Raw genomic sequence first — 6,497 nt, 5'->3', positions numbered from 1 at the left:
TCATGAGGTCGCCCTGGACCTCGCCCTCACGCCCCATCGCCATCGTCGCAGCCCGTCGAGAATCTCCGTTCTTCAAATAGAATCAGCCGACGGCGACTTCGTCAACACGCTGCTATGGTTAGGGCTGACTTAAACCAAAGGCTTCACTTCGGGACGAAGTACATTATCGTTTCTGTCCAACCCTCCGTATAGTGACGAAGGTATACGTCGTAGTCTGAACGCAAACTTATAACAAACTCAAAGATGCGCCAAAAATCAGGTGTGTTGTGATATGCGGCGATAGCAAGTTTAGGATGATCTTCAAGAATGTGCCGTCGCGCCCCCTCCAACGCTTTTAACTCCCAACCTTCAATGTCCATCTTGATAAAAGTGACCTTTTTCTCAATTTCCGAGTCCAAACTTGTTACATCGATTTGGCATGATCCGGATTCAGCAACAGCACTTGCAGAACCTGCGTTAGAGTCAAATCTAAGGGAGCCTACAATGTCAGAAACCCCTTTCTCAATAAATTCAACTGACCAAAAATCACGAAGTGTTATTTTTGCCTTCTCCATATTGGATGACGACGGCTCAAAAAGATATATTTTCTCGTAATTCGGGCACATGGCTGCAAACTGTTTGGTTGTGAACCCATCGTATGCGCCAACATCAACAAATATCTCTCCATTATCAAGCCCAAGAAAGTCCTCGAAATATTGTTGTTCTATCCGGAAATCATAGTCTCGCATCCATGCCAAATCAGCGGACATTCGAAACTTTACGATATCACTTAAGACCTTTTTGGAGTGTTCATCAGCAAGGGAGTCATATAAGCGCGTAAAATTTTCAGGATTTGATTCAAAATACGCCCGGGATGACAATACAAATCCAGGGAGGGGGATAATATCTGGAAAGCTAAACTGCAAATCACGATAGGATAGCGTGTTCGAAAAACCTGACGTCCTTATACGCCTTTCAGCTGTTTTTGGACGAATCGCCAAAACACAATTGACAACGATGGCGTCTTTAGGAATAGCGTCTAATTTGACAACGGGCTTCCCATTCCAATGCACGTTTGGTTCTGCATAATCATCAATAAATCCGTCAAACTCAATTACTTTCGATAAAGCTAATGAGTGCTCGTTTCTTCCAAATAAATATCGTTGACTCCCACCATCCTTGGACATAAAGGCCTGGGCTAGCCCCCTCAACTCGGCCGATACGCCATTGTCATAGTCATAAATTGATTCAGCGGACGCGTTCATTTACATTTCCTCCCGTGCGCACATTTCGCTTTTGATATCCCGCGCCATGGTAGTGGACGAGCGAGCCCCATGTTGTTGGGGCTAGCACGTCTCAGCCCGCTAGCTTAGCCGAAATGAGGGGCACGAGCCCGCCCACCGTGCGAATCTCCTCTCCGCCAATATCAACGTCGGAGAATCGGATACCGAAACGTTCCTCAAGTCGAAGCACAAACTTGATGAAAGCCAAGGAGTCGATGTGGCCGACATCCAAGTAGCGATAGTCATCGAACGCCGCCCCCTCGGGGGTCGGCCCTTTTTCCAAGAGTAGCTCGACGATGAACTGGCGAATGTCGTCCCCCCGGGTGGCAGACGATAGATTTGCTTGGCTAATCATATTTATATGGTCTCCCATGATTTTTTAGCAGCCGAAGTGGCAATAGCCTCGAGGAACCGCAAACCCTCTTCGGATTGGTGGACGCCGTAAACGTAATCGTTGCGGAGCGTTTCACCTGTTTGGAATTGACGCAGTTGATCCGCGATGTCGGCATACAGGTTGGCGAAGGCTTCGATGAATCCCGAAGGATGACCCGGTTTGAAGCGGTTGTAACGCTGTTCGCAGGCCATGTTTGGTTCGCCGGAGCCTCGGTCAAGAACGACGTGGCGGCCGTCGGCCTGGCTAATGTGCAAATCCTCCGGCTCCATTTGAAACCATTCGGCGCTTGCCTCGCCGCCAAACACGCGAATCCGCAAGCCGTTCCGATAGCCTAGCGCGGTTTTGCCGAACCAGGACTGAACCCGCAAGTCGTCTTCGTAGCGGGCGAGGCAATAGACATTGTCGATGACGTCGTGGAAGGGGCCATAAGTGCTCTGATCGCCGATAACCTCCAAAGGCGATTTTCCCGTCAGGAATTGGACCAAATGATGGACATGAACGCCAAGATCGAGTGACACTGTGGGAAGAGTTTCGTCCTTCAGTCGCCAGGCTTGAGGGGCGGCGGCGCGGCGCATAAACCCTTCTTGCGGCATCTCGATGTGGATTTGATGGATGCGGCCCAGAGCGCCGACGGCGATAAGCCGCCGCAGTTCTCGCACCATCGGGTAACCGGAATAATTGTAAGTCACGGCTAAAAAACCGTTGTTGCGTTGCACGGCGTCGGCGATGACGCGACATTCGGCGCTCGATGTGGCTAGAGCCTTTTCGCAGATCACCGAATAACCTGCGTGGAGAGCCGCCACGACAATATCGGCATGCTCGGGGGTCGGTGTGATGACGAGCAGCGCGTCGACCTTTCCCTTTTCCGCCTCCAAAAGCGCTGTCCAATTGGCATGGGTGCGATCGTCGTCTACGCCGTAGACGCGAGCGGCCTGCGCATTGCGTTGCGGATTGCGGCTAAAACAGCCGCAATCCACCCGGAAATGACCGTCCAAACGACTGGAGTTGAAGTGGGTGTACCCCACCGCCGAATTGAGTGCGCCGCCAATAAAACCAAGGCTCAAGGGATGCGGAGAATTTTCGTGCACAGTTACCCCATGGACTTAGAGTTGGAATAGATTTTCCGAAGAGTCGGTTTGTCGAGCTTGCCCATCGCGTTCTTCGGCAACTCGTTCAGCACGAAGAACCGGCGAGGCTGTTGGAAGTCTCCTAGTCGCTGCATGCATAGCCGCTGGATTTCGCGGATCGGGGGCGATGCGGCGTTTTCCTCGTCGAATGCGACAACAACACCTACCACCTCCCCCAGGCCTTCGTCGAGGACCGGAATGGCGGCGCATTCCTTGACCGCCGGGTGACTGGCGATTACCTCCTCTATATCCTTAGGATAAACGTTTACGCCCCCCGTGATAATGATGTCTTTGATACGACCTAGGAAAAAAAGGTATCCGTCATGGTCGACGCGTCCCAAATCCCCGGTACGGAAGTGGCTTCCCCACATCGAAGCGGTGGTTGTGTCCGGCTGTCGATAATAACCGCTGAACAACATGTTCGTGCGGCAGGCAATTTCGCCAACGGTGCCGGGAGCAGCCGGCTCGCCCTCGCTCGTCAGGATTGTGTCATCGATCCCGGGTATAGCGCGACCGACCGACCCAAGCTTTAGCGTCGCATCTTCCGGCGACAAATTGGTGGCGATCGCGACTTCGGAGGCGCCATAGCATTCGTGAAACTCGCATTTCAGATGCTCCAAGAGTTCCCCCTTCGTGCCGTCGTCGAGGACGGCGGAGGATGAAACCAAGCAGCGCAAAGAAGGCAATGTCTCGCCGACCGCAATGAGCTTTGTAAGAATTTGCTTGATCTGCGAGGAAACGGAAACGGAAAAGCTCACCCGCTCGCGGCGCACAGCGTCAATCCACAGCGTAGGGGTGAAATGTTCCATCAAGATGCTGGTGCCGCCCAGCATGAGGGGCATTAGAACCAAGCGCTGAGCCAGAGAATGGTACAGTGGGGTAGCGGCCAAAATAATATCCGCGTCGGTCGCCCCATATAGGGCCGCCGCCGCCTCGGCGCGCAGAACCTTTGTGTGCTGGCTGAGCACAATCGGCTTCGGTTTGCCGGTCGAACCCGAGGTGAGCACCATCAAATATGGTAGATCGTTCGGCAAAAGCGGCGCCGAACGCGAGGCCGCCCTTCCCCTCGCTATGATGTCCGCAACGCCTGTCCAGCCCGGTTTGGCCCCACCGGCCGTTATGCGAACGCCCCGCGTGGCAAGATCCACCGTGGCTGGGCTCAGGTTTCCCACAACGCCAGCCCAAGAAATCAAGTGGCGCACATCGGCCGCCCGGAAGGTGCTTTCCAAAGCTTCGTCGGACAGCCCCATGCTCTGGGGCACGATCACCGCCCCCAACCGCGCGCCCGCTAGGAGAACCAGAACGAACTCCGCGCAATTGGGGAGCAGCACGCCGATGTGATCGCCAGCCCCAACTCCGGCGTCGGCGAGCCCATCGGACAGGGCGACGACTTGTTCCAACAGTTCGCTGTAGCTTAAGCGGCTATTGCCCACCGCCAATGCGAGCCTACTCGGGTGAGCGACAGCCGACTGCTGAAACCGTAAGTGAATTTCCGAAATCTTGTGGGTGGCGGACACGGGTTTCATTGATTCACACGGGAAGTGAAACGTAAGAAAGCCTCGCTGGTTGAGGGAAAACGCTCGCCCGCCGGGGAAATGTATACTTCTTCCGGCCGGGTGCCACGGCAAACGAGAGTATTAGCCCCCACATAGCAGTGGTGCTCTATCACAATATTGTCTCCTATTGTGGCATTGATTCCGAGGTAACATCCCTCGTCCAGGCGGGTCTCGCCTCCGACGGACACGCCAGAATTGATCCAGCAATAATCCCCCACCGCGCAACCGTGGCCAATGCTGGCATTGCTGCAAATGAATATGCCGTGGCCCAGACGCGTGTATGGGTGGATGGCGACGTGGTCGAGGATCACGTTGTTCTCGCCCAAAACCAAAGTCGGGTGATAGACCACGGATCGATGGATGAAGTTGGCGAAGCGATAGCCCTTAGCACGCCCCTCCTCGTGCTTCCGCGCGCGCAAGCGGTTCATCTCCAAATAGCCCACTGCGGTTATCATCGAGTGCTCGGCGGGCGGGAAATCGATCTCGACTTCTTCGAAGGCGATGACAGGTACGCCCTCAATGACCGTCTCGCAGATCACCGCGCTGTCTACAGTGAAGGCGACCACTTCAAACTCGCTACGAGCAAAGTGAACGAACATGCGTGCCATCTGGCCGTTCCCGAAAATCAAACGACAGCAGAAGGAGGGTCGATTGCAGAAGGCCAATGCCCAAGTCCGTCGTAAGATCCGTCAGATGCTGTGCGTCAGCCTGGAGGCGCTGGTCCGGATTGGCGCCCATGGCGCCCGAATTCGAAAGACGGAAAGCACGCACGGGTTTAAGCCATTCGTTCAAGAGGTCGTCCACCAAACCTTGGCGCAAGACCACTTTGGTCGTCTGATTGAGCCACATCTGCGCCACGTTGAGGAGGAGCAATATGCCCGCCAGCTTCGCGAAGACGCCGAGCTGCTCGACGAAGGCGGGCATATCCTTCCGCGTCAGCGCATTGTAGAATGGTCGGTTCCAGGCGTTGAACTTGATCTGCATATAGGCCGTTGCCCCCACGACCGCGATCAGCGCGCCGATCAACATCAGGAGTTTGTAGCGCTGGGGCGAAGCCCAGTAACCCGAGGCCATCCATATGAAATCGGAGAAAAGACTGCCCAACGTCGGATTGTCTGCGCTTTCGGCGCTATTTGGTGGTTTGCTGGAATGTTCCGCCATCGAATTCGATCCGTTCGCCCCTTTGCCTTTTCGCATGATCTGGTCGAAGCATCCTTCGCGGACGTACCGGAGCCACAGGGTTCGTCGTCGTGGGGGGATGCTGCCTGCGGAGCCCTTTCTGATCTAAGCGAAATGGTGAATCGACGCCATCCGCTCGCAGCTTGAGGGCAAGAGCATGGGACGCATCGAGACATTGCTCGCGACGATGACGATCGAGGAAAAGATCGGACAACTCAATATGGTCGCGTCGTCTCGCGCGGTCACCGGCCCCGGCGAGCTCCGTGACGTACACGAAGGGATTCGAGCAGGACGGATCGGCAACCTGCTGAATCTCTGGGGCGCCGACGACGCGCATGCCGTCCAGCGCCTCGCCGTGGAAGAATCCCGCCTCGGCATTCCCCTGCTGCTGGGCCTCGACGTCATCCATGGCCCACCGCACGATTTTTCCCGTTCCGCTGGCGGAAGCCTGCCTGTTCGCCCCTGACCTGTGGGAGAAAACGGTGCGCGCCGCGGCCGAGGAGGCTGCGCAAGATGGCGTCGCCATGACGTTTGCGCCCATGCTTGACGTGGCGCGCGATCCGCGCTGGGTACGCATCGTCGAGAGCCCGGGCGAAGACCCCTGGGTGGCCTCTGAGATCGCCGCGGCCAAGACGCGCGGCTTCCAAGGCCAAGACCTTGCTGCCGCGGATAGCCTTGCCGCCACGGCGAAACATTTGTGCGCCTATGGCGCCGTCACCGCCGGCCGGGAATATGCTTCGGCCGATGTGTCTGAGAGAACGCTGCGCGAGATCTACCTGCCGCCGTTTTCGGCGGCTGTTGCCGCAGGAACAGCAGCGATCATGCCGGCTTTTATTGATATCGCCGGCGTGCCGATGACCGCCAATGCTCCGCTGCTGCAAGGTTGACTGCGGGGAGATCTTGGGTTCGACGGGGTCTTGATTAGCGACTATAACGCCATCGCGGAACTGCTCAATCATTGCGTGGCGGTAGACGTCCC

The 6,497-nt window shown here is 56.0% G+C and carries 6 protein-coding genes and 1 pseudogene; 1 reads left to right on the top strand and 6 read right to left on the bottom strand.

All coding sequences use genetic code 11. The features are described 5' to 3' along the window. Positions 1 to 143: 143 nt before the first annotated feature. The 6 genes from ACLP2E_RS22225 to ACLP2E_RS22200 all read right to left on the bottom strand — a co-directional run bounded on the left by ACLP2E_RS22225 (position 144) and on the right by ACLP2E_RS22200 (position 5,500). Positions 144 to 1,244, bottom strand: coding sequence for an FkbM family methyltransferase (locus ACLP2E_RS22225; RefSeq protein WP_442467160.1), 1,101 nt, complete (start codon positions 1,242 to 1,244; stop codon positions 144 to 146). Between the two features lie 91 nt (positions 1,245 to 1,335). Further along, complete coding sequence (locus ACLP2E_RS22220; RefSeq protein ID WP_442467159.1) at positions 1,336 to 1,617, bottom strand: acyl carrier protein; 282 nt, start codon at positions 1,615 to 1,617, stop codon at positions 1,336 to 1,338. Between the two features lie 2 nt (positions 1,618 to 1,619). Then, the gene (locus ACLP2E_RS22215) at positions 1,620 to 2,720 is read right to left on the bottom strand and encodes a Gfo/Idh/MocA family protein (protein WP_442467158.1); all 1,101 of its coding nucleotides are present in this window, start codon (positions 2,718 to 2,720) and stop codon (positions 1,620 to 1,622) included. Positions 2,721 to 2,746: 26 nt separating this feature from the next. Continuing rightward, positions 2,747 to 4,309: a class I adenylate-forming enzyme family protein gene (locus ACLP2E_RS22210; RefSeq protein ID WP_442467157.1), complete on the bottom strand. Its 1,563-nt coding sequence runs from the start codon at positions 4,307 to 4,309 to the stop codon at positions 2,747 to 2,749. Then, the gene (locus ACLP2E_RS22205) at positions 4,306 to 4,947 is read right to left on the bottom strand and encodes a hypothetical protein (RefSeq protein WP_442467156.1); all 642 of its coding nucleotides are present in this window, start codon (positions 4,945 to 4,947) and stop codon (positions 4,306 to 4,308) included. The genes ACLP2E_RS22210 and ACLP2E_RS22205 overlap by 4 nt, the downstream gene beginning before the upstream one ends. After that, on the bottom strand, positions 4,916 to 5,500 hold the full coding sequence (locus ACLP2E_RS22200) for a hypothetical protein (RefSeq protein ID WP_442467155.1): 585 nt from the start codon (positions 5,498 to 5,500) through the stop codon (positions 4,916 to 4,918). Before ACLP2E_RS22200 ends, ACLP2E_RS22205 begins: the two co-directional genes overlap by 32 nt. A 175-nt stretch (positions 5,501 to 5,675) precedes the next feature. Here ACLP2E_RS22200 and ACLP2E_RS22195 point away from each other — a divergent pair. Further along, positions 5,676 to 6,405: pseudogene (locus tag ACLP2E_RS22195) on the top strand (glycoside hydrolase family 3 N-terminal domain-containing protein). Positions 6,406 to 6,497 lie beyond the last annotated feature (92 nt).

Source organism: Rhodoblastus sp., from assembly GCF_052145335.1.
Taxonomy (GTDB): domain Bacteria; phylum Pseudomonadota; class Alphaproteobacteria; order Rhizobiales; family Beijerinckiaceae; genus Rhodoblastus.
The sequence above is the reverse complement of the archived record's forward strand: the minus strand, read 5'-3'. Positions and strand labels throughout refer to the sequence as shown.

What these genes read in the sequence shown, in the direction of transcription:
- ACLP2E_RS22225 (WP_442467160.1), bottom strand. Translation starts at nt 1,244, where the DNA reads ATGAACGCGTCCGCTGAATCAATTTATGACTATGACAATGGCGTATCG.
- ACLP2E_RS22220 (WP_442467159.1), bottom strand. Translation starts at nt 1,617, where the DNA reads ATGATTAGCCAAGCAAATCTATCGTCTGCCACCCGGGGGGACGACATT.
- ACLP2E_RS22210 (WP_442467157.1), bottom strand. Translation starts at nt 4,309, where the DNA reads ATGAAACCCGTGTCCGCCACCCACAAGATTTCGGAAATTCACTTACGG.
- ACLP2E_RS22205 (WP_442467156.1), bottom strand. Translation starts at nt 4,947, where the DNA reads ATGGCACGCATGTTCGTTCACTTTGCTCGTAGCGAGTTTGAAGTGGTC.
- ACLP2E_RS22200 (WP_442467155.1), bottom strand. Translation starts at nt 5,500, where the DNA reads ATGGCGGAACATTCCAGCAAACCACCAAATAGCGCCGAAAGCGCAGAC.